The organism is Microbacterium sp. As-52 (assembly GCF_049949185.1).
Classification (GTDB): Bacteria; Actinomycetota; Actinomycetes; order Actinomycetales; family Microbacteriaceae; genus Microbacterium; species Microbacterium maritypicum_A.
On the sequence record NZ_CP188171.1, the window covers coordinates 346,028 to 367,941 of the forward strand.

Genomic DNA, 21,914 nt, shown 5'->3' on the forward strand with positions numbered 1-21,914 from the left:
CACCATGGCACACGACGACGACTCGCAGGCTCTTGACAGGGCCTACCAGCCCTCTCCGGGGCTGGGTGTCGCAGTCAGCGATCCCGTGCAGAACCCCGGGCTTCCGCCGCACCGCGAGCGGATGACCGATAAGGACCCGCGCGCCGAGAAGGCCGCTGTCCGCACTGTCTACACGCTGTTCTATCTCTCGCTCGCCGGCAGCATCTGGGCGGTCGCCGCCTACATGCTGTTCCCGATCGAGAGCGGCGCGCTCATCGACATCCGGCAGAACAACCTCTTCATCGGTCTCGGCATCGCGCTCGCGCTGCTGGCCCTCGGCATCGGTGCCATCCACTGGTCCAAGGCCCTCATGTCCGACAAGGAGTTCATCGAGCACCGCCACCCCACCCGTGGCAAGGACTCCACGCGCGAAGCGGCCATCAAGGCCTTCTCCGACGCGAATGAAGAGTCGGGCTTCGGCCGTCGCTCGATGATCCGCAACTCGCTTTTCGCCGCGATCGTCGCCTCGATCATCCCCGGCGTGACGCTGTTCCGTGGCCTGGCGCCGCACTCCACTCCGGAAGACCCCACCGCGGGCGACCCGGTCGTGCTGCTCAAGCACACCATGTGGGAAGAGGGCGCGCGCCTGGTGCGCGATCCCGACGGCACCCCGATCCGCGCGGCTGACGTCACCCTGGGTTCGGCGTTCCACGTGATCCCGGAGGAACTCGCCACCCTCAGCCACAGCGACGGCTACCTCGAAGAGAAGGCCAAGGCCATCGTGCTGATGATGCGCCTGCGCCCCGAGCAGCTGATCGAGGCCGAGGACCGCAAGGACTGGTCCTACGACGGCATCGTCGCGTACTCCAAGGTCTGCACGCACGTCGGATGCCCTGTGGCTCTGTACGAGCAGCAGACCCACCACCTGCTGTGCCCGTGCCACCAGTCGCAGTTCGACGTCACGGACCATGCAAAGGTCATCTTCGGCCCGGCGGCTCGTCCGCTGCCGCAGCTGCCCATCACCGTCGATGACGAGGGCTACCTGGTCGCACGCAGCGACTTCAAGGAACCCGTCGGCCCGAGCTTCTGGGAGCGCCATTGAGCACCGCAACGCTGTCCAAAGAGGACAAGGACACCAAAGCGCCCCTCGGCGGTCGCTTCGTCGGTGCCGCGTCGAACTACATCGATGAGCGCACCAGCCTCTCCGGCTTCGTCAAGGAGCTCGGACGCAAGATCTTCCCCGACCACTGGTCGTTCATGCTCGGCGAGATCGCGCTCTGGAGCTTCGTCGTGGTGTTCCTCTCCGGAACCTTCCTGACGTTCTTCTTCCAGGCGTCCATGGTCGAGACCCACTACACCGGCGCCTACGCTCCGATGCGGGGTATCGAGATGTCCGCGGCGCTCGAGTCGTCGCTGCACATCTCCTTCGATCTGCGCGGTGGACTCCTGGTCCGGCAGATCCACCACTGGGCCGCCCTCGTGTTCATCGCCGGCATCGGCGTGCACATGCTCCGCGTGTTCTTCACCGGTGCCTTCCGCAAGCCGCGTGAGCTCAACTGGGTGATCGGCTTCATCCTCTTCATCCTCGCGATGGCCGAGGGCTTCACCGGATACTCCCTTCCCGACGACCTGCTCTCGGGCAACGGTCTCCGCATCATCGACGGCATGATCAAGGGTCTCCCCCTGATCGGCACCTGGACCTCGTTCCTCCTCTTCGGTGGCGAGTTCCCGGGTACCGACATCGTCGGACGCCTGTACACGCTGCACATCCTGCTGCTGCCGATGCTCGTCATCGCGCTGATCGTGGTGCACCTGATGCTCATGATCATCAACAAGCACACGCAGTTCGCCGGCCCGGGCCGCACGAACGACAACGTCGTGGGCTACCCGATGATGCCGGTGTACATGTCCAAGATGGGCGGATACCTGTTCATCGTCTTCGGCACCATCGTGTTGATCGCGACGTTCTTCCAGATCAACCCGATCTGGAACTACGGTCCGTATGACCCGTCCCCTGTCTCTGCCGGCACCCAGCCCGACTGGTACATCGGCTTCGCCGACGGCGCCCTGCGTCTGGCACCGTCGAACTGGGACATCGTCTTCCTCGACCACACCTGGTCGTTCGGCATCATCGCCCCGGTTCTGGTCCTCGGCCTGTTCATCGTGGCGGTGGCGATCTACCCCTTCATCGAGGCGTGGGTCACCGGAGACAAGCGCGAGCACCACATCGCACAGCGCCCGCGCAACGCCGCGACGCGCACGGCGATCGGTGTGGCCGGCGTCATCTTCTACGCCGTCCTCTGGGCCGCGGCATCGTCCGACCTCATCGCGACGCACTTCATGCTCACGATGGAGGGCGTGATCCACACGCTGCAGGCCCTGCTCTTCCTCGGGCCGATCCTGGGTTACTTCGTCACGAAGCGCATCTGCATCGCGCTGCAGAAGAAGGACCGCGAGATCGTGCTGCACGGTTTCGAGTCCGGCCGCATCGTCCGCCTCCCCGGTGGCGAGTTCATCGAGGTGCACCAGCCGGTCGACAAGTACGACCGCTGGAAGCTGATCGACGTCGACACTTACGAGCCCCTCGTGGTGCGCCCCAATGACAAGGGCCGCATCCCGTGGACCGAGAACCTCCGTTCCTCGATCTCCCGTTGGTTCTTCGAGGACCGTCTCGCCCCGCTCACGCAGGCCGAGGTCGAGGCGGCGGATGCTCACCAGCACCACGTCACGGCCCACAACGACGAGACCGAGGCTGCAGAGATCCAGGGCGCCCACGAGCGCGCAGGATTCCCTGACGCCCCGCTCACGGTCGATGAGACCCACGTCGACGAGACGCCGAACACGCCGAGCACGGTCATCGCGACCGAGCCGGTGAAGAAGCCTCGCAAGAAGTCGGAGGATGGCGAGTAGTCGCCACTCCCCCACTGATGAAGGCCTCGTCCCTGCGGACGGGGCCTTCATCGTTAATCCCCTAATGAGAGGATCGATCCATGTCGTCCGTCGTCCAGCTGATCCGCGGCACCGCCCTCGCCGAAGTCCCCTACGCCTACGCCGCGACCGCACCGGCCGGCTCACGCCTGATCTTCCTCGCCGGCGCGTGCCCGCTGAACGACGATGGCACGACTGCTGCACCCGGTGACTACGCCGCTCAGGCGGCCAAGTGCGTAGAGACCCTCCAGGGGGCGCTCGAGATCGCCGGCGCGACCATCACCGACGTCATCAGCACGCGGGTACTCGTGGCCTCCTCATCGCAGGCCGACCTCGTCGCGGCCTGGGATGTCATCCATGCGGCTTTCGGCGCGCACGACGTGCCCAGCACGCTCCTGGGCGTGACGGTGCTCGGCTACGACGACCAGCTGGTCGAGATCGAAGCGATCGCGGCTGTCTCCGAATGAGCATCAACGTCGTCGTCCGCCCGGCCGCGCCCGACGATGACGCGGCAACGGAACAGATCGAAGTGGCCGCCGATGCCCTCCTCATCGAACGGTTCGGAGCCGTCGACTGGCCTCCCCCGACGCCCCCGCAGGAACGCGCGTCGATGCCGGGCTTCGTCCTCGTCGCCGAACACCACGACGGGACCACCACGACGCCGGTCGTTGTCGGCTTCGTGCACGTGCTGGAGCTCGACGGCCACGCGCATCTCGAGCAGCTCTCGGTACTTCCCTCTTACGGACGCCAGGGTATCGGTCGTGAGCTCGTCACGGCCGCGCTCACGGAATCGCGCCACCGGGGTCATACCGAGATCACCCTTCGGACCTACATCGACGTGCCCTGGAACGCCCCCTTCTACACGTCCTGCGGCTTCGTCGTGAGCGAGCCGGACACCTCACTGCTCCGAGATCTGGTCCAGGTCGAATCCGCGCTGGGCCTCTTCGAGCACGGACCGCGCACGCAGATGACGGCTGTGCTCTGATTCACGGCTGTGCTCTGATCGGTAGCAGTACGTCGATCGTCGAACGCGCCACGACCGACGACGGCACCTCTGCCGCTGACCTCGCCGGGCCGCCCTGGCTGGCGTATACCCCCGGCTCCGGCATTGACCGCAATCCGTCGCTGAGCGACTGGATTCCGCCGGATGGTTCCCGCGTGTCTCCGTAGGCTGGAATCATGATCGATCGTGCCGAGTTCTACGCAGCCAAGTTGACCTATGAGACAGACCCCAGCGATGTGCACGCGGCGCTCAAGGCCGGCGAGAACATCGTCGTCGTCGACGTCCGCTCCGACGAGGCGTGGGCCCAGGGGCGGATCGCCGGTGCCGTGCACATGCACTACAGCGAGATCGCCTCGCGTGCTGCCACCGAGATCCCCGAGGGTGCGGACGTGGTCGTCTACTGCTGGAGCCCCGGCTGCAACGCCGGCGCCAAGGGCGCGCTCGAGTTCGCCCGCCTCGGATACGCCGTACGCGAGATGATCGGCGGTTTCGAGTACTGGGTCCGCGAGGGTTACGCGGTCGAAGACAGCGATGGCGTCCACCACCGCCCCGTGGATCCGTTGACCGGCATCGCACGCATTCGCGCCCACGCCTGATCACGGCCCCGGCGCACGAAGAAGGCCCCCGGATTCCTCCGGGGGCCTTCTTCCGTGCAGCTGGGTCAGCGGGCGAAGTTGCCGCGGTAGTACTCGTACACCCAGCCGACGATCGCGACGACGAAGATCGCGAGGCCGATCGGCAGGAGGAAGTGCCCGACCGCGAGCCCCACGACGAAGACTCCCGCCGAGGCAGCGAGGACGATGGGCCACCAGGACCACGGGCTGAACTCGCCGAGCTCCGGGTCACCGTCGTCGATGTCGGAGGTCAGGATGTCTTCGGGCAGCTCACCACGCTGCGCCTTGTGAGTGCGATCGAGATAGAACGCGATCATCGCTGCCATGAAGGCGGCGAAGAACAGGGCTACCGTACCGACCCACTCGATTCGCATCGCGAAGTTGTCGTTCGGTGTGGCCAGGATGTGCCAACCGGTGTAGACGACTCCGACGAGAGCGAAGAACGCCGTCAGGATCCACCAGAGAATGACGTTGTCGCGCATGACTTAGTGGGCCTCTCGCTCGCCGGGAGCCGTCGTGGCGAACTCCGCAGCCTCCGGGTGATTCAGGTCGAACGCAGGCCGCTCGCTGCGGATGCGCGGGATCGACGTGAAGTTGTGGCGCGGGGGCGGGCAGGACGTCGCCCACTCGAGCGATCCGCCGTAGCCCCACGGGTCGTTGACCGTGACCTTCGGCGCCTTGCGGGCGGTGATCCAGACGTTCAGGAAGAACGGCAGCATCGAAGCGCCCAGGATGATGGCACCGATCGTCGAGACCTGGTTCTGCCAGGTCCATCCGTCGGCCTCCGAGTAGTCGGCGTAACGACGCACCATGCCGTCGACGCCCAGCCAGTGCTGGATGAGGAAGGTCATGTGGAAACCGATGAACAGAAGCCAGAAGTGCACGTAGCCGAGACGCTCGTTCAGCATGCGTCCGGTCCACTTCGGCCACCAGAAGTAGAAGCCGGCGAACATGGCGAACACCACGGTTCCGAACACCACGTAGTGGAAGTGGGCGACCACGAAGTACGAGTCGGAGAGGGCGAAGTCCAGCGGCGGAGCCGCGAGGATGACACCGGTCAGACCACCGAAGACGAACGACACGAGGAACCCGAGAGCGAAGACCATCGGAGTCTCGAAGGTGACCGACCCCCGCCAGAGGGTACCGATCCAGTTGAAGATCTTCACACCCGTCGGCACGGCGATCAGCATCGTCATGAGCGCGAAGAACGGCAGCAGGACCGAGCCCGTCACATACATGTGGTGAGCCCACACCGCGACCGAGAGAGCGGCGATGGCGATCGTCGCGTAGACGAGGGTCTTGTATCCGAAGATCGGCTTGCGGCTGAAGACCGGGAAGATCTCGGAGACGATACCGAAGAACGGCAGCGCGATGATGTACACCTCGGGGTGACCGAAGAACCAGAACAGGTGCTGCCAGAGCAGAACGCCGCCGTTGGCCGGGTCGTAGATGTGAGCACCGAGGATGCGGTCGGCCGCCGCGGCGAAGATGGCTGCGGCAAGCACCGGGAACGCCATCAGGATCAGGAGGCTCGTGATGAGCGTGTTCCACGAGAAGATCGGCATGCGCCACATCGTCATACCGGGGGCACGCATCGTGATGATCGTGGTGATGAAGTTGACGGCACCGAGGATCGTTCCGAATCCGGAGATGCCGAGACCCACCATCCAGAGGTTTCCACCCGCACCCGGCGAGAACGATGCCCCTGCCAACGGCTGATAGGCGAACCACCCGAAGGATGCCGCGCCCTGCGGGGTGAGGAAGCCGGCCACCGCGATCGTGGAACCGAACAGGAAGAGCCAGAAGGCGAAGGCGTTCAGACGCGGGAAGGCGACGTCAGGGGCACCGATCTGCAGGGGCAGGATCGCGTTGGCGAAGCCGGCGAACAGCGGCGTCGCGAACATCAGCAGCATGATCGTGCCGTGCATCGTGAACAGCTGGTTGTACTGCTCCTTGGTCGGGATGATCTGCATACCCGGCGCGAACAGCTCGGCACGGATGACCAGTGCCATCACACCACCGAGGAGGAAGAACATCACCGACGCGATCAGGTACATGTACCCGATGGTCTTGTGGTCGGTGGAGGTGATCCACTTGACGACGATGTTGCCCTTCTGCTCGACGCGCGAGGAGCTCATGAGAGCGGCCTGGCGTGCGGGCAGAGTCTGGGGACGCGAGCGGGGAGACTCGTCGGTACGGGGAGCTTCTGTGGTCGACATGGCTTACTCCCCTCCTTCCTCGGTGTCGGTCTTCGGGGTGGTCCCCGGAAGGTTCGAGAGACGGTCGTAGGCGCCGGTGATGTCACCGGTGTTGCCCTGCTCCTCGAGCGACGCGAGGTAGGAGTCGTACTCGCTCTGCGAGACGACCTTCACGTTGAAGAGCATCATCGAGTGGTACTCACCGCAGAGCTCGGCGCACTTGCCGGCGTACTCGCCCTCACGGGTGGGGATGAACGACCAGGAGTTGTCCTTCCCGATGAACATGTCCTTCTTGTACAGGAAGTCGATGATCCAGAAGGAGTGGATGACGTCGCGCGACTGAAGGTTGATCGTGACCTTCTTGTCGACCGGCAGCACCAGTGTCGGCAGCTGCGCCTGATCGATGTTGCCGTCCTTGTCGGGCTGGGCCTGGATGCCCATGGTCCACACGGCGTCGGAGTTGTCCTTCTCGTCACCGTCGTACTGGAAGTCCCACGCCCACTGCTTCGCGATGGCGGTGATCTCGACGTCAGGCTCGTCCCACTTGGCCTCGATCTCCGTCTGATCGCGGGCGGTGAAGAAGAACATGCCCAGAACCAGGATGAGCGGCACGATCGTGTAGAAGATCTCGATCGGCATGTTGTAGCGCATCTGCACCGGGAGACCGGTCTGGCCCTTGCGACGGCGGTAGGCGATCGCCGCCCAAGCCATCAGGCCCCAGGTGATGATGCCGACGGCGAGAAGCACGATCCACGAGTTGACCCAGAGCGACGAGACACGCTCGGTCTGGTTGGTGGCCGCGGGTCCACCCTCCACGAAGCCCGGAAGAAAGCCGTTCAGCTCGGTGGGAGAGCATCCCGCCAGGGCCAAGGCTGCCGCAACTCCCACAGGGAGGGCGGCCCAACGAAGGCTGCGTTTCGAGGGCACGATGCACCTTTCAGATCGCGAACAGAGCACACCCAAGTCTAGGGCAACCTCACACCTGATTCATGCCATCCACGCAGGTTGTGGAACCAGAACGGCCGCCGTCACCGATGGTGACGGCGGCCGAGTCGGCAGAGCGAGGATCAGTGGAAGCTGTCGCCGCAGGCGCAGCTGCCCGCTGCATTGGGGTTGTCGATCGTGAACCCCTGCTCGGAGATCGTGTCCTTGAAGTCGATCGCCGCACCGTCGAGGTACGGGACGCTCATGTTGTCGATGATCACCTCGACGCCGTCGAAGTCGACCGTCTCGTCGCCCTCCAGATAGCGCTCGTCGAAGTACAGCTGGTAGATCAGGCCCGAGCATCCGCCCGGCTGCACGGCGACACGCAGACGCAGGTCGTCGCGGCCTTCCTGCTCGAGGAGGTTCTTCACCTTCGTGGCAGCAGCGTCGGTCAGGGTGACGCCGTGTGCGCGGGTGGTCTCTGGGGAGAGTGTGGTGTCGCTCATGTCGCTCCTTGTGACGGGCCGCAGATGCACGGCTTCTCGGATGATTCTACCGCCGCAGATGCTGTGAGGCTCAGAGTTCCGCCTCATTCATGCGGGCCAGCAGCAGCGCCTCGGTCGCGACCGCATGACGGAACGTGTCGAGGTGCAGCGACTCGTTCGGGCTGTGTGCCCGCGAATGGGGATCTTCGACACCGGTGACCAGGATCTGTGCGGCCGGGAACTCTCGCACCAGATCGGCGATGAAGGGGATCGATCCCCCCACGCCCAGATCGACCGGAGCGACTCCGTAGCCGTCACGCATGGCGTCGCGGGTCAGAGCGACCGCCCAGCCGCTCGTGTCCACCAGGAAGCCGTCGCCGAGATCGACATCCGAGAACGTGAGCTCTGCTCCGAACGGCGCATGCGCGCGAAGATGACCCTCGAGTGCGTCGTAGGCTTCCTGACCGGTCTGCCCGGGGGCGACGCGAGCGCTGATCACGACGGTCACCTCGGGGAGCAACGTGTTGGACGCCGCCGCGACGCTCGTGGCATCGATACCGATCACCGTGACCGACGGCTTGTTCCAGATGCGGCTGAGGATCGTCCCGTCACCGATCGGAGTGGTGCCGGGCAGAAGTCCGGCCTCATCGCGCAGAGTCGCCTCGGTGTAGTCCGGCGTCGGCGCATCGCGCTCCGTCATCCCCTCGACCGCCACCGAGCCGTCGGCGTTCCACAGCGTGGACAGCAGCGTGACGGTCGCCATCATCGCGTCGGGCACCGCGCCACCGAACATCCCGGAGTGCGAGGCGTGGTCCAGGGTGCGCACGCGCATCGTGAAGCGCGCGTTGCCGCGGAGGGAGACGGTGAGACCAGGAGTCACGGAATCCCAGTTGCCGGAATCGGCGACCACGATGGCATCAGCGCGGAGCGCATCCTTGTTGTCGGAGAGGAACTGGGCGAATGAACGGGATCCATACTCCTCTTCGCCCTCGATGAACATCGCGATACCGAGCTCGAGGTCATCGCCGAGCACCTCGCTCACCGCACGGATCGAGGCGATGTGCGACATGATCCCGGCCTTGTCGTCTGCCGCTCCACGCCCGTAGAGACGCCCGTCGCGTACGGTCGGCTCGAACGGCGGCGTCTCCCACAGGGCGTCATCCCCAGGAGGCTGCACGTCGTGGTGCGCATAGAGCAGGATGGTGGGCTTGCCGTTGCGTGCCGCGCGGGTGGCGAGGACGGCCGGCTGTCCCTGCTCCTCGGTGCCCGGGATCGCTGCGCGGAGCACGCGCACCTCGTCGAAGACCCCCGTGTCCGATGCCAGGGCCGCCACGGCATCCGCACTGCGTTGCAGCTGGGTCTGATCGAACGCGGGCCAGGCCATACCCGGAATGCGAACGAGGTGACCGAGATCCGACAGCGCTGCGGGGATTCCGGTCGCCACCGCCTCGAGGACGGCGGCATCGGACTCACGGGGAGGAACAGGAGAGGTCATGCGAGTAATCTTAAGGTGATCCCCCGCCGGCGAACCGAGGAACTCCGTGTCCACTACCCCTACCTCCCCTTCCACGAACGACGACGCCCCCGAGACGACTGCCGTCGGCAAGGGGCGCGCGACGCCGACCCGTGCGGAGCAAGAGGCAGCACGTCGCCGCCCCCTGGTCGCCAACACCAAGGAAGCGAAGGCGGCCGCGAAGGCGGACCTCAACGAACGTCGTGCCCGCGCCCAGGCCGGCATGGCCGCCGGCGAGGAGAAGTACCTCCCCGTCCGCGACAAGGGCCCGCAGCGCCGTTGGGCGCGCGACTACGTGGACGCCGGCTGGCACCCGGCCGAGTTCGTGATGGGAGTGATGGTGCTGGTCATCCTCGCCTCGCTCGTTCCGGCCAACACGGTCATCTCGTTCTACGCCTACATCGTCATGATGGGCTACCTCGTCATCGCCATCGGCGGCATGGTCCTGCTCGGCATGCGGGTCAAGCGCAAGGCCGCGGCGAAGTTCGGCAAGGATCGCCTCGAGCGCGGCCTCGGATGGTACGCCGCGATGCGCGCGCTCCAGATGCGCTTCATGCGTCTGCCGAAGCCGCAGGTCAAGCGCGGCCAGTACCCCGACTGAGCAGTCCCCTGTTGATCTCGCGGCCCCAGAACGGACCGCGGTACAGGAAAGCGGTGTAGCCCTGCACGAGGGTCGCCCCCGCATCGAGGCGCTCCTGCACGTCGGACGGCGTCTCCACTCCCCCGACGGCGATCACGCAGAAGTCGGAAGGAACCGCTTCGCGCACCACGCGGAGCACTTCGAGCGAGCGCTTCTTCAACGGCGCTCCGGACAGACCTCCCGCTCCGGCAGCCTCGACTGTGGCGGCATCCGTGAGCAGCCCGTCTCGGCTGATCGTGGTGTTGTGAGCGATGATTCCTGCGAGCCCCTCGGCTACCGCCATCTGCGCGATCGCCGTGATCTCCTCGTCAGAGAGGTCCGGTGCGATCTTGACGAGCAGCGGAGTGGCCCCGGCTGCCTCGCGCACGGCACGCAACAGCGGCGCGAGCGTTTCGACGGCCTGCAGTCCCCGAAGGCCCGGGGTGTTCGGAGACGACACGTTCACGGCCAGATAGTCGGCGAGCGGAGCCAGCCGCGCCGCCGAGGCCACGTAGTCGGCCGTCGCATCCTCGACCTCGACGACTCGGCTCTTGCCGATGTTGACGCCGATGATCGTGTCGGGGGCCCCGCGACGCAGGCGTGCGAGACGACGTGCCGCTGCATCCGCACCCGCGTTGTTGAAGCCCATCCGATTGATCACGGCACGGTCCGCGATGAGACGGAAGAGCCGCGGCTTCGGGTTGCCATCCTGCGGTATCGCGGTCACGGTGCCGACTTCCACGTGCCCGAAGCCGAGAGCCGCGAGTCCCCGCACACCCACCGCGTTCTTGTCGAAACCTGCGGCGACGCCGAACGGTGACGGGAACGTGAGACCGAGCGCTTCGACGCGCAGCGACGGGTCGGGACGGGTGATCGCACGCGTGGCCCACGAGAACGGGGGCACGCCGAGAACGCGGATCACCGCCATGCCGGCGTGGTGGGCGAACTCGGGATCGAAGCGCGAGAGGACAGCGCGGAAGAGCAGCGGATACATCCCTGCCAGATTACCGCTCCTCGGACTCCCTCTTCGTGTGGTCGGCACGCAGATCGGTGATCGCGGCCTCGAAGTCCTCGAGGGAGTCGAACGCCTGGTAGACGCTGGCGAAGCGCAGGAACGCGACCTCATCGAGTTCACGCAGCGGGCCGAGGATCGCGAGACCGATCTCGTTGGTGTCGAGCTGCGAGACACCGGTCTGGCGCACGGCCTCTTCCACGCGCTGTGCGAGCACGGCGAGGTCGCCCTCCGTGACCGGACGGCCCTGGCATGCCTTCCGCACGCCCGTGATGACCTTCTCGCGACTGAACGGCTCCATCACGCCGGAACGCTTGATCACGTTGAGGCTCGCGGTCTCGGTCGTCGTGAAACGGCCACCGCACTCCGGGCACTGTCGACGGCGCCTGATCGAGAGCCCGTCGTCGCTGGTGCGTGAATCGATGACGCGGGAGTCGGGGTGTCGACAGAAGGGGCAGTGCATCTGACCGATCCTACGCGGTGAAACGGGCCTCGATCGCTTCACCGTGTGCGGGGAGCACCTCGGTGTCGGCGAGGGCGACAACTCCGGCACGCACGGCAGCCAGCGCAGCCCTGTCGTAAGAGATGACCTGCTGCGGACGGAGGAACGTGTACGACCCGAGACCCGGGGCGTAACGCGCCTGTCCCCCGGTCGGCAGCACGTGGTTGCTGCCCGCCATGTAGTCTCCGAGGCTGACCGGCGTCTGGTCGCCGACGAACACGGCACCGGCACTGGTGAAGTCGGCGGCGGCATCCTCGGCGTCGACGAGGTGCAGCTCGAGGTGCTCCGGCGCGTAGGCGTTGCTGAACGCCGTGGCCATGGCCCTGTCATCCACGAGGACGATCGCGGACTGCGGTCCCGAGAGAGCGGCGGCGACACGCTCACTGTGGCGGGTTCTCGCAGCCATGCGCTCCACCTCGACGGCGACCTGTTCGGCGAGCTCGGCCGCATCGGTGACCAGCACCGCGGACGCCTGCTCGTCGTGCTCAGCCTGGCTCACGAGATCGGCGGCGATGAGTCGCGGATCCGCGTGGGAATCCGCGACGACGAGGATCTCGGTCGCCCCGGCCTCCGAGTCCGTGCCGACCACACCGGCGACCGCGCGCTTCGCGGACGCGACGTAGTTGTTGCCGGGACCGGAGACGACATCGACGGGATCGAGATCCAGTGACGGCACACCGTAGGCCAGGGCGCCGATCGCTCCGGCACCGCCCATCGCGTATACCTCCGTCACTCCCAGCAGAGCCGCCGCCGCGAGGATGGTCGGGTGAATCCGCCCGCCCTGATCCGACTGCGGCGGCGATGCCAACGCGATCTGCTCGACCCCGGCGATCTGCGCGGGCACGACGTTCATGATCACGCTGGACGGGTAGACGGCCTTGCCGCCGGGGATGTAGACCCCCACGCGGTGCACCGGCTGCCACCGCTGCGTGATGACGGCCCCGTCCCCGATCCGGGTGACCTGTGTTGCCGGAACCTGCGCGGCGGAGGCCAGACGCACTCGGCGGATCGCCTCCTCGAGCGCGCCTCTGACCTCGGGGGCGAGTTCAGCCAGCGCTGCGGTGATGTGTTCGGCGGGCACTCGTACGGCGTGATCCGTGACGGCGTCGAATCGTTCGGCCTGCTCGCGAAGAGCGTCCTCGCCACGGTCGCGCACGTCCTCGACGATCCGCGCAGCGGTATCGAGCGCTTCGGCACGCGCCTGGGTGGCCCGGGGTACCGCGGCGAGCATGCCTGCGGGCGAGAGCTCGCGCCCTCGCAGGTCTATGGTGCGCATTTCAGCCCTTCGTGATGTCGGAGATGTCGTGGAGGTAGCCGATCCGTCCGTCGTCATGTCGCACGACGAACGCACCCCCACGATCTTCGATCACCAGTGCCCACGCGCTCGGGCCGATGCGGAACAGCGGTTCACCACGCTCGTCGTGGACATCGCGCTCCGAGGGAGCGAGGATCCAGAACGGTTGAGCGGCGGGGGCCGCCTCGCGAGGGTTGGTCGCTTCGAGGTCGGCGTCGGAGACGCCCTCCAACACCAGCGGCGCCGGCTCTTCCGCAACGACGTCGGTCTCATACGTCGCCGCCGTCTCCAGAAGCGACTCGATGCTCCCGGTGTCCGAGACGATCTCGGGTTCCTGACCGCGCGAACGACGCGAGTAGGCGGGCACATACTCCTCATCCGAGGACTCCTGCTCGGTACCGATGCCGCCGCCCGAGGCGTGGGCAGTGAGGGGCACCTGCTCGGCGAGGTCGAATCGGGCGATCTCGTCGGTCGCCTGCCTCCCGGAGGGCTCGACATCGAGCGGGACCACGAGCGCTGGCGTCGCACCATCGACGATGACATCTGTCCGGCCGTCGGCCTGCGCCTCTGCCCCCTCGAGGGATGCGGACGAGTCGGACCCCGCAGGCGATGCCTCGGCCGACTCGCCGGACGGTTCTTCCGCTGCCGGCGCAGGCTCAGGACGCGGCCGCGCGATGACCGGACGCACCGGATTCGCGTTGCGGTGCGCGAGAGTCACCAGGCGACCGTGGAAGTCTTCCTTCAGCCCCGGGATGATCGGAGCGAACACGGTGAGGACGACGAGGGCCAGAGAGGTGATCACCAGGGCCACCCCGTTCCACGGAAGGCTCCACGTGCCTCCGGAGACGAGTGCAGAGATCGCGAGCCACAGGCTGCCGGCCCAGACCACCGCTGACACGGAGAACGCGACCGAGGCGAACTGATCGATGCCCAGCGAACCGACCCTGCGGATGCCGTCGGGCGAGAAGCGGCGCAGCACGAGAAGGAAGACGGCGACAGTCGGGAGCGCGATCGGGAGTATCCATTGGATGCCGACGCCCCACAGCGAGAGGTCGCCGATCAGCGGGAAGAAGGAGAAGACGAAGGACAGCAACCAGACGCCCACGATCAGCAACTCACGCAGTGTGAAGCCGAGGATACCGAACTCCGGCGTGACCTCTTCGTCGTAGAGGACGCCGTCATCGTCGCCGAAGACGATGTCCTCGGTGTCCGATTCGGGGAGATCCGTGCTCATGCGTGGTCCTTTCGTCACAGGGCTCGACGGGTGGATTCGTCGTGCTGCCGACGGCTCACGATCCTACCCGCTCACCCCAGACAGGTGGGTCCGAGCAGTGACTTGAGGTCACCGAACAGGTCTGCGGACACCTTGACCGGCATGGGCACCTCGAACACCTTCGCGGTGCCCCCGCGATGCACCCGAAGCAGCACTTCGGTGTCGCCGTTGTGCCGTCGCAGCACCTCTGCGAGCTCCATCATCACCCGCTCGGTCGCGCGCTGCTCGGCGAGGACGAGGGCCAAGGGACCCGCCGCGTCGAAGGACCCCACATCCGGGGCGAACGCCGACTGCGCGTGCAGGTTGAGTCCGTCATCGCGCCGGGACACGCGCCCGCGGACTGCGAGAATCGCATCCTGCTGCAGCGTGTGCTGGAACTCGGTGTAGGTCTTTCCCATGAACATCACGGTGACCTCACCGTTGAAATCCTCGACGGTGATCATGCCGTAGGGATTTCCGCTCGCCTTGGCGACGCGGTGCTGCACGCTGGTGACGAGCCCGGCCACCGTCACCTGGTCACCGTCCTGCAGGTCTTCGGAGTTATTGAGGTCGTGGATCGAGATCGATGCATGCTTCGCGAGAGGCACCTCGAGCCCGGCCAAGGGGTGGTCGGACACGTAGAGACCGAGCATCTCGCGTTCGAAAGCGAGCTTGTCCTTCTTGATCCACTCGGGGCGGGCGGGGACCTTGGCGGGAGCGACCTCGTCCATGCCGTCGTAGAGGCTGTCGAAGTCGAACCCGATGGCGCCCTGTGCCTCGTTGCGCTTGCGATCGACGGCGGCCTCCACCGCGTCTTCATGCACCTCCATGAGCGCTCGACGGGAGTCGCCCATCGAGTCGAAGGCGCCGGCCTTGATCAGCGACTCGACCGTGCGCTTGTTCGAGACGTGCAGCGGAACCTTCTCGAGGAAATGGTGGAACGAGGTGAAGCGCTCGTCCTTGCGGGCCTGCACGATCCCCTCGACGACGTTGCTGCCGACGTTGCGGACGGCGCCGAGGCCGAAGCGGATGTCGTCGCCGACGGCCGCGAAGAAGTTGATCGAGTCGGAGACATCGGGCGGAAGGACCTTGATGCCCATGCGGCGGCACTCGTTCAGGTAGAGCGCCATCTTGTCCTTGGAGTCGCCGACGCTGGTGAGCAGCGCCGCCATGTACTCGGCGGGGTAGTGCGCCTTGAGGTATGCGGTCCAATACGAGACGAGACCGTATGCGGCGGAGTGGGCTTTGTTGAAGGCGTAGTCCGAGAAGGGCAGCAGGATGTCCCACAGCGCCTTGATGGCCGCCTCGCCGAATCCGCGCTCGGTCATACCGCCCGCGAAGCCTTCGTACTGCTTGTCGAGCTCGGACTTCTTCTTCTTGCCCATCGCTCGACGCAGGATGTCTGCCTGTCCGAGGCTGAACCCCGCGACCGCCTGGGCGATGGCCATGACCTGCTCCTGGTAGATGATGAGCCCGTAGGACTCCTCCAGGATCTCGGCGAGCGGCGCCTCCAGCTCGGGGTGGATCGGCGTGATCTCCTGCACCCCGTTCTTGCGCAGCGCATAGTTCGTGTGCGAGTTGGCTCCCATGGGACCCGGCCGATACAGGGCGATGAGGGCCGAGATGTCACCGAAGTTGTCGGGCTTCATCAGACGCATGAGCGAACGCAGTGGCGGGCTGTCGAGCTGGAAGACGCCCAGGGTGTCGCCGCGCGCGAGCAGCTGGTACACGCCGGGGTCGTCGAGACCGAGATGTTCGAGGTCGAGCTCTTCGCCACGGTTCGTGCGGATGTTGTCGAGCGCATCCGAGATGATCGTGAGGTTCCGGAGCCCCAGGAAGTCCATCTTGATCAGACCGAGGGACTCGCACGACGGGTAGTCGAACTGCGTGACGATCTGCCCGTCCTGCTCGCGGCGCATGATCGGAATGATGTCGAGGAGCGGATCGGACGACATGATCACGCCGGCGGCGTGCACGCCCCACTGGCGCTTCAGCCCTTCGAGACCCAGCGCGCGGTCGAAGACCGTCTTCGCCTCGGGATCCGTCTCGATCAGGGTCCTGAACTCGCTCGCCTCCTTGAACCTCGGGTGAGCAGAGTCGAACATGCCGTCAAGGGGCATGTCCTTGCCCATCACGGGCGGCGGCATCGCCTTGGTGAGGCGCTCCCCCATGCTGAACGGGAAGCCGAGCACTCGACCGGCGTCCTTCAGCGCCTGCTTGGACTTGATCGTTCCGTACGTGACGATCTGCGCGACGCGCTCGGATCCGTACTTCTCCGTGACGTAGTCGATGACCTCGCCGCGGCGCCGGTCATCGAAGTCGACGTCGAAGTCGGGCATGGAGACACGGTCGGGGTTGAGGAAGCGCTCGAAGATGAGTCCGTGCTCGAGCGGGTCGAGGTCGGTGATCTTCATCGCGTACGCGACCATCGAGCCGGCACCCGAGCCACGGCCAGGGCCCACGCGGATGCCGTTGTCCTTGGCCCAGTTGATGAAGTCGGCGACGACGAGGAAGTATCCCGGGAAGCCCATCTGCAGGATGATGCCGGTCTCGTACTCGGCCTGCTTGCGCACCTTGTCGGGGATGCCGCCGGGATATCGGTAGTGCAGGCCGGCCTCCACCTCCTTGATGAGCCAGCTGTCCTCGGTCTCGCCGTCGGGCACAGGGAAGCGCGGCATGTAGTTGGCCGAGGTGTTGAACTCGACCTCGCAGCGCTCGGCGATCAGCAGGGTGTTGTCACAGGCTTCGGGGTGGTCGCGGAACAGTTGGCGCATCTCGGCCGCGGTCTTGATGTAGTACCCGTCGCCGTCGAACTTGAACCGGTTCGGGTCGTCCATCGTCGATCCCGACTGCACGCACAGGAGCGCCTCGTGCGCGTCGGCCTCGTGCTGATGCGTGTAGTGCGAGTCGTTGGTGGCGACCAGCGGGATGTTCAGGTCCTTCGAGAGACGGAGGAGATCGGTCATCACGCGCCGCTCGATCGACAGACCGTGGTCCATGATCTCGGCGAAGTAGTTCTCCTTGCCGAACAGGTCCTGGAACTCGGCTGCGGCCGCGCGCGCAGCGTCGTACTGTCCGAGACGCAGGCGCGTCTGGATCTCGCCTGACGGGCATCCGGTGGTCGCGATCAGTCCTTTGGAATAGGTCTGCAGCAGCTCGCGGTCCATGCGCGGCTTGAAGTAGTAGCCCTCCATGCTCGACCGGGAGCTGAGCCGGAACAGGTTGTGCATGCCCTCGGTGCTCTGACTCCACATGGTCATGTGGGTGTACGCACCGGAACCCGAGACGTCGTCGCTCTTCTGATCGGGCGAGCCCCACTGCACGCGCGTCTTGTCACTGCGGTGCGTGCCGGGAGTGACATAGGCCTCGAGCCCGATGATCGGCTTGACACCCGCGGCATTGGCCGCCTTGTAGAACTCGAAAGCCGCGAAAGTGTTGCCGTGATCGGTCACCGCGATGGCCGGCATCTTGTAGTCGGCGGCCGCCTGGGTCATCGCGTTGATCTTCGCCGCTCCGTCGAGCATCGAGTACTCGCTGTGCACGTGCAGGTGGACGAAGGAGTCGGATGCCATGCCTCCGATTCTACGGCGGGGCCCCGACACCGGAGGCCGGTGTCGGGGCCCGGAGGGCACTATCCGAAACCGCTACGGGGCAGAGTCGACGATCGACACGGAGTACGTCATGCGTATGTCGGGCACGGTCTGAGGGACCACATCCCCCGGACCGGCATCGACGCGATCCGAACGCAGCGTGCACTCGGTGGCCCACCCCGCCTCGGCATCGATCGAGACCGTGTCGGTGCGGCGATCTGTGTTCCCGTACCTGATTCGGTAGGTCGTTCTCGTACCTGATTCGGTAGGTCTCGACGCCGTTCGCCGTCGATGCAGGGACACCGGCGAGGTCAAGCGCGTGCTGAACGGAGTGCCGGAGATCTGCAGGCGCGACGTTGCTGCCACGGAGTCCGGACCCGGATTCGCCGCTGCCCCGACTGCGGGGTCGTACCCGGGAACGGCTCTGTGACCGTCGTCCCCGACGTCGTGCTGGGCCTCGGGGCCGGTGTCTATCGCGGCGTCGGAAGCGCGGTTTCCTGCGGCACTGCCTCGACCTGCGGGCTCGGCGCGTCCATCTGGCTGATCAGCACGAAACCCGCGGTCGCCGCGCCCACTCCGGCCATGGCGCCCGGCGATCACGAACATCGGGCGACGGGTTGTCCGCCTCCGCTCCACGCTCGTGTCTGCATCGATACCGGTGAGAAGCAGCGCTCTTCGAAAGTGGTCACGGCAGAGTATCGACCACGCTCATCTCGAAGGTCATCCGGGAGTCGGGGACGTCGCCCGGGATCACCCCCTCGCCTACAGACGTGGTGTCCGTGGTCTCCACCACGATTCCCGTCGCCATGTCGATCGTCAACGTGAACCGCCGAAGCGATGTCTCCGTGCTCTCAGAGGAGCCGAGATGCGAGTCGAAGGTGACCGTGCGTCGTCCGTTCTGTTCGGCTCCCACCGTCGAGCCCGGGAGCAGACTGAGCGCCCGATACATCGCAGCACGCATCTCCGGGTCGCCGACGTTGTGCGACAGCAGTCCGATGATGAGCCACCCGACCTTCCCATCGGCCCATCCCTGCTCGTCGGCGCCCAAGTACTCGTGAATCCACGCGATCATCGTGGCCGGGTCACGCGGCAACGATTCAAAGAACCAGAGCACATCCTCGGCACCGCCCTCGGGGAGCCGTGGCGCATCTGACGGGAACAGGCCGACCGCTGGCCCGTAGGACTGCAACGCCTCATCCTGCTGTGCAAGACCTTGCACCTGGTCGCCGTAGACCCCACCTGCGACGGGAGCTCCCCACTCCTGATACCACTGCGAGCGAAGGTTCGCCGGCGCGTAGTCGGCACCGCTGCGGCTGATGACCCATCCACTCGATGCTTCCGCGCGCGATGCACCGTAGCCGGGCTGCCCTGCGTCGCCGAGGTCGGCGTCGAACACGCCCAGGGTCTGCGACGTCCACGCCCGCCGCAGATACTGGCCGGGCGCGAGCACCGGTGGCGTGAAGCCCGCTGTCGCGTTCGCTGCCCCCAGGAGCGCCTCCGGGCCCGTCATCGGTGAGACCGCGGGTGACGGCATCGGAGTAGGCACGAGCACCGGCCCCGGCACGCGGGTCGGCACCGCCTCAACAGTCGGCACGGGCGTCGGGGCCGTGATGTTGCTCACCACGAGCACTCCGGCGGTGACGGCAGCTGCCGCGCCGACGGCGCCCGCGGCGATCAACCATGGCCGCCGCGCCGCCCGTGAACGCGCAGGAGAGCGTTCATTCTGGATCTCCATCAGAAGGAGGGCACGCGCCGCAGTGAGATTGTCATCCGCCCCCTCGATCTCGGGCCTGGTCTGCTGAACCTTCTCAAACACGTCCAAGGGTCTCTCCCTTCTTCTGCTGCTGCTCGAATGCCTGGATCCTCCGGGTGGAGTCCAACCGTGTGCGGACGCGATTCAGCCGCGATCGCACGGTACCGACGGGAACGCCGAGTGCCGCCGCGACCTCGTCGTAGCTCATCCCCTGCCAGGCATAGAGCAGGAGTGCCTCGCGATCTCTCGGCGCGAGCGCCGCGATGCGCGTCTTCAGCGTCTCGACCTCGCGCTCGGCATCGAGGCGGGACATCGCATCGTCCAGATCTCCGAGCGTCGAGTGCTCTTGCCGGGAGATGGATGCCGCGAACGACTTCCACTGCTTCGCCTCCAGCGCGCGATGGCGACGGATCAGGCGCGAGGCGATCCCGAGAAGCCAGGGCACCGCCGATTCGATGTCCGTGTCGAAATCGGCGCGTCGGCGGAAGGCGACGAGGAATGTCTCGCTCAGGACGTCCTCGGCAGCATGCCGGCCGAGGCGATACGTCGCGAACGCGTTGACCGCGCGCGCATGTCTGTCGAAGAGCTCGGCGAACGCCGCCGGCTGCTGGAGAGATCGCTGGATGATCTCGCTGTCTGTGGTCACGCTATGTATTGGCCGTGCGCCGTCGAGCGGTTCACGCTTTCTTTGACGACTTCTGCGATGCACCCAGATCGAGCCGCATCAGCACCCGAGGGAATCCATCCAGGACAGAACCGGTGTCTGCCGCCTTCACGAACCCCGCGCTCTCGAATAACGACCGCGTGCCGACGTACGCCATGGTGAGATTGACCTTCTCGCCGCCGTTGTCGACCGGATACCCCTCGATGGCGGGCGCGCCGCGCTCCATCGCGTAGGCCACTGCTCCCTCGATCAGCGCATGGGAGATGCCCTGCTTCCGGTAGCCGGGGCGCACGCGGAAGCACCACAACGACCACACGTCGAGATCGTCGACGTGTGGGATCAGCCGATTCCGCGCGAAACTGGTGCCGCGACGCGGATGCAGCGCCGCCCATCCCACCGGTTCGTCATCGAGGTACGCGATCACGCCAGGAGGTGGATCCTGGTGGCACAGTTCCCGGACCCGATCGGAACGCTCCTGCCCTTTCAGCGCCACGTTCTCTTTGCTGCCGATGCGGTAACTCAGGCAGAAGCAGACGTTCGACGTCGGTTTCCTCGGCCCGACGAGTATCGAGACGTCGTCGAACTCCGTCGCGGGGCGAACATCGATGGTCATGGGCCCAGTGTCGCGCACATCACCGACATCGTCGTGGCGTGGCGCGGACTACTCTCCGCGCAGCACGTCCAGTGCGTGCCGGAAGTCCTCGGGATACGGGGACTCGAACTGCACCCAGTCCCCCGTCGTCGGATGCGCGAAGGCGAGCTGATGCGCGTGCAGCCACTGGCGGGTGAGCCCCAGCCGCGCGGACATCGTCGGGTCTGCTCCGTAGAGCGGGTCGCCGACACAGGGGTGGCGGTGCGCAGCCATGTGCACACGGATCTGATGCGTGCGGCCCGTCTCGAGGTGGATCTCGAGCAGCGACGCGCCAGGAAACGCCTCGAGCGTCTCATAGTGCGTGACAGACGGCTTCCCGTCGGGCACGACGGCGAACTTCCAGGAGTGGTTGGGGTGACGCCCGATCGGCGCATCGATGGTCCCGGCAAGCGGATCGGGGTGACCTTGGACGACGGCGTGATAGATCTTCTCGACGGTACGGTCCTTGAAGGCCTGCTTCAGGACCGTGTAGGCGTGCTCGGACTTCGCCACGACCATCAGGCCGCTGGTGCCGACGTCGAGTCGGTGCACGACGCCCTGACGTTCCGGAGCGCCGCTGGTCGCCACGCGGAAGCCTGCAGCGGCGAGAGCGCCGACGACCGTCGGGCCCTCCCAGCCGACCGACGGATGGGCGGCGACCCCCGTCGGCTTGTCCACCACGATGATGTCATCGTCGTCGTAGACGATGCCGAGCTCCGGCACGGCGAGGGGAACGATCTTCGGCGCCTCTTTCGGCTGCCATTCGACATCGAGCCAGCCGCCCGCGCGCAGACGGTCGGACTTGTCGAGTGTCACGCCGTCGAGTCGCACTCCCCCTGCGGCGGCGACGTCAGCAGCGAAGGTGCGGGAGAACCCCATCAGCTTCGCCAAGGCTGCGTCGACGCGGGTACCGTCCAAACCGTCCGGAACCGGCAGGGACCGCGATTCCACGG

At 66.2% G+C, this 21,914-nt stretch carries 20 protein-coding genes; 6 read left to right on the plus strand and 14 right to left on the minus strand.

Annotated elements, in window-relative coordinates; translation table 11 throughout:
* The first annotated feature begins 4 nt into the window (after positions 1-4).
* The 5 genes from ACLFA2_RS01690 (at position 5) to ACLFA2_RS01710 (ending at position 4,506) form a co-directional block, all read left to right on the plus strand.
* Positions 5-1,081 carry a cytochrome bc1 complex Rieske iron-sulfur subunit gene (locus ACLFA2_RS01690; protein ID WP_021201548.1) on the plus strand — a complete coding sequence of 359 codons (1,077 nt, stop codon included), beginning with the start codon at positions 5-7 and terminating at the stop codon, positions 1,079-1,081.
* A complete protein-coding gene (locus tag ACLFA2_RS01695) occupies positions 1,078-2,889 on the plus strand; it encodes a cytochrome bc1 complex cytochrome b subunit (protein WP_021201549.1) in 1,812 nt (603 codons plus the stop codon). Before ACLFA2_RS01690 ends, ACLFA2_RS01695 begins: the two co-directional genes overlap by 4 nt.
* Positions 2,890-2,969: 80 nt before the next feature.
* A complete protein-coding gene (locus ACLFA2_RS01700) occupies positions 2,970-3,374 on the plus strand; it encodes a RidA family protein (RefSeq protein ID WP_021201550.1) in 405 nt (134 codons plus the stop codon).
* Positions 3,371-3,892, plus strand: coding sequence for a GNAT family N-acetyltransferase (locus ACLFA2_RS01705; protein ID WP_021201551.1), 522 nt, complete (start codon positions 3,371-3,373; stop codon positions 3,890-3,892). The genes ACLFA2_RS01700 and ACLFA2_RS01705 overlap by 4 nt, the downstream gene beginning before the upstream one ends.
* 194 nt (positions 3,893-4,086) lie before the next feature.
* A complete protein-coding gene (locus tag ACLFA2_RS01710) occupies positions 4,087-4,506 on the plus strand; it encodes a rhodanese-like domain-containing protein (RefSeq protein ID WP_021201552.1) in 420 nt (139 codons plus the stop codon).
* A 65-nt stretch (positions 4,507-4,571) separates the two neighbouring features.
* On the opposite strand, the gene ACLFA2_RS01715 is transcribed toward ACLFA2_RS01710, so the two are convergent.
* The 5 genes from ACLFA2_RS01715 to ACLFA2_RS01735 form a co-directional block, all read right to left on the minus strand.
* Positions 4,572-5,006, minus strand: coding sequence for an aa3-type cytochrome oxidase subunit IV (locus tag ACLFA2_RS01715; RefSeq protein WP_021201553.1), 435 nt, complete (start codon positions 5,004-5,006; stop codon positions 4,572-4,574).
* Positions 5,007-5,009: 3 nt separating this feature from the next.
* Positions 5,010-6,743 carry an aa3-type cytochrome oxidase subunit I gene (gene ctaD, locus ACLFA2_RS01720; protein WP_021201554.1) on the minus strand — a complete coding sequence of 578 codons (1,734 nt, stop codon included), beginning with the start codon at positions 6,741-6,743 and terminating at the stop codon, positions 5,010-5,012.
* A gap of 3 nt (positions 6,744-6,746) precedes the next feature.
* Positions 6,747-7,649 (minus strand): aa3-type cytochrome oxidase subunit II, encoded by a 903-nt coding sequence (gene coxB / locus ACLFA2_RS01725; RefSeq protein ID WP_029258335.1) that lies wholly within the window; start codon positions 7,647-7,649, stop codon positions 6,747-6,749.
* Between the two features lie 140 nt (positions 7,650-7,789).
* Positions 7,790-8,152: an iron-sulfur cluster insertion protein ErpA gene (gene erpA / locus ACLFA2_RS01730; RefSeq protein WP_017830247.1), complete on the minus strand. Its 363-nt coding sequence runs from the start codon at positions 8,150-8,152 to the stop codon at positions 7,790-7,792.
* 70 nt (positions 8,153-8,222) lie between these two features.
* Positions 8,223-9,626: a dipeptidase gene (locus ACLFA2_RS01735; RefSeq protein WP_029258336.1), complete on the minus strand. Its 1,404-nt coding sequence runs from the start codon at positions 9,624-9,626 to the stop codon at positions 8,223-8,225.
* Positions 9,627-9,672: 46 nt separating this feature from the next.
* Here ACLFA2_RS01735 and ACLFA2_RS01740 point away from each other — a divergent pair, with 46 nt between their 5' ends.
* A complete protein-coding gene (locus ACLFA2_RS01740) occupies positions 9,673-10,245 on the plus strand; it encodes a DUF3043 domain-containing protein (protein WP_021201557.1) in 573 nt (190 codons plus the stop codon).
* Here ACLFA2_RS01740 and ACLFA2_RS01745 read toward each other — a convergent pair.
* From ACLFA2_RS01745 to ACLFA2_RS01785, 9 genes are all read right to left on the minus strand, one after another.
* Positions 10,220-11,257, minus strand: coding sequence for a quinone-dependent dihydroorotate dehydrogenase (locus ACLFA2_RS01745; protein ID WP_021201558.1), 1,038 nt, complete (start codon positions 11,255-11,257; stop codon positions 10,220-10,222). The genes ACLFA2_RS01740 and ACLFA2_RS01745 overlap by 26 nt on opposite strands.
* Before the next feature lie 10 nt (positions 11,258-11,267).
* Positions 11,268-11,738: a transcriptional regulator NrdR gene (gene nrdR, locus ACLFA2_RS01750; protein WP_021201559.1), complete on the minus strand. Its 471-nt coding sequence runs from the start codon at positions 11,736-11,738 to the stop codon at positions 11,268-11,270.
* A 10-nt stretch (positions 11,739-11,748) separates the two neighbouring features.
* Positions 11,749-13,053: a histidinol dehydrogenase gene (hisD, locus tag ACLFA2_RS01755; RefSeq protein ID WP_021201560.1), complete on the minus strand. Its 1,305-nt coding sequence runs from the start codon at positions 13,051-13,053 to the stop codon at positions 11,749-11,751.
* 1 nt (position 13,054) lies between these two features.
* Positions 13,055-14,305 (minus strand): hypothetical protein, encoded by a 1,251-nt coding sequence (locus ACLFA2_RS01760; protein WP_021201561.1) that lies wholly within the window; start codon positions 14,303-14,305, stop codon positions 13,055-13,057.
* 71 nt (positions 14,306-14,376) lie between these two features.
* Complete coding sequence (gene dnaE, locus ACLFA2_RS01765; protein WP_426621928.1) at positions 14,377-17,895, minus strand: DNA polymerase III subunit alpha; 3,519 nt, start codon at positions 17,893-17,895, stop codon at positions 14,377-14,379.
* A gap of 703 nt (positions 17,896-18,598) precedes the next feature.
* Entirely contained in the window at positions 18,599-19,729 is a 1,131-nt protein-coding gene (locus tag ACLFA2_RS01770) for a hypothetical protein (protein ID WP_152525988.1), read from the minus strand.
* A complete protein-coding gene (locus tag ACLFA2_RS01775) occupies positions 19,722-20,312 on the minus strand; it encodes an RNA polymerase sigma factor (protein WP_426621929.1) in 591 nt (196 codons plus the stop codon). Before ACLFA2_RS01775 ends, ACLFA2_RS01770 begins: the two co-directional genes overlap by 8 nt.
* 31 nt (positions 20,313-20,343) lie before the next feature.
* Positions 20,344-20,943 carry a GNAT family N-acetyltransferase gene (locus tag ACLFA2_RS01780; protein WP_426621930.1) on the minus strand — a complete coding sequence of 200 codons (600 nt, stop codon included), beginning with the start codon at positions 20,941-20,943 and terminating at the stop codon, positions 20,344-20,346.
* Between the two features lie 48 nt (positions 20,944-20,991).
* Positions 20,992-21,912, minus strand: coding sequence for an RluA family pseudouridine synthase (locus ACLFA2_RS01785; RefSeq protein WP_315072087.1), 921 nt, complete (start codon positions 21,910-21,912; stop codon positions 20,992-20,994).
* Positions 21,913-21,914 lie beyond the last annotated feature (2 nt).